Genomic DNA, 1,331 nt, shown 5'->3' on the forward strand with positions numbered 1-1,331 from the left:
CGGGTCCAGGGCACTCACGCTCCTCACAGTGCCATGCCGCCCGGCGTGATTCCACCGGCTGTGGCGCGTTCGTGCCGCAGGCACAATCGAGGCATGCCCTCCGTGCCCCCCGGCGGCGAACCCGCCCCGGCCGACGGCGCGCTGCCCGCCGCCGCGCTCGACGGGCTCGGCACGCGCCCGTTCGGCGTCTACGTCCACGTCCCGTTCTGCGCGACCCGCTGCGGCTACTGCGACTTCAACACCTACACGGCCTCCGACCTGGGGCTCTCGCCGTCGAGCGCCGACGACCCCGCCTCGCCCGCCTCCTGGCTCGAGGGCCTGCGTCGGGAGCTGGACCTCGCGGCCCGCGTCCTCGGCACGCCCCCGCAGGCCGACACGGTGTTCGTCGGGGGCGGGACGCCGTCGCTGCTCGGGGCCGACGGCCTCGTCGCCGTGCTGGACGCGGTGCGGTCGTCGTTCGGGCTGGCGCCCGGCGCGGAGGTCACCACCGAGGCCAACCCGGAGTCGACGACGCCGGGCCTGCTCGCCGCGATCGCCGACGCCGGCTACACCCGCCTCTCGCTCGGCATGCAGTCCGACGTCGACCACGTGCTCGCCGTCCTCGACCGCCGCCACACGCCCGGGGCGGCCGTGGCGGTGGCGTCGGCGGCCCGGGCGGCCGGGCTGGGGCACGTCAACCTGGACCTGATCTACGGGACCCCGACGGAGACCCACGACGACCTGCGGCGTTCGCTCGACGCGGTGCTCGCCTCCGGCGCGGACCACGTCTCGGCCTACTCGCTGATCGTCGAGGAGGGCACGGCACTCGCGCGGCGGGTGGCGCGCGGCGAGCTCCCGATGCCCGACGACGACGTCCTCGCCGACCGCTACGAGATCGTCGACGACGTCCTCGGCGCGGCGGGGTTCGACTGGTACGAGGTGTCGAACTGGGCTACCTCGGCGGCGGCCCGCTGCCGGCACAACCTCGGCTACTGGTGCGGCGGGGACTGGTGGGGCGCCGGGCCGGGCGCGCACTCGCACGTCGGCGGCGTCCGCTGGTGGAACGTCCGCCACCCGGCGCGGTACTCCAAGCTGCTGGCGGCGGGGGAGTCGCCGGCCGAGGCGCGGGAGCTGCTCGGGCCGGGGGAGCGCCACGTCGAGCAGGTGCTGCTGGAGCTGCGGACCTCGGCCGGGCTCGCGGTGTCCGTGCTCGACGACGACGGGCGCGCGGCCGGGGAGCGGGCGGCGGCGGACGGCCTGCTGTCCGGACCGGCCTGGCGGGACGGGCGCGCGGTGCTGACCCGGCGCGGGCGGTTGCTCGCCGACGGGGTCGCGATCTCGCTGACGGGGGC

The 1,331-nt window shown here is 76.9% G+C and carries 1 protein-coding gene; it reads left to right on the plus strand.

The annotated features are described in order from the left end of the window. Window positions 1–93: 93 nt before the first annotated feature. The coding region (gene hemW, locus AC0CYZ_RS27735) for a radical SAM family heme chaperone HemW (protein WP_472221335.1) at window positions 94–1,331 on the plus strand (1,238 nt) is incomplete at its 3' end.

The sequence above is a fragment of the Actinomycetospora sp. genome (assembly GCF_055612215.1).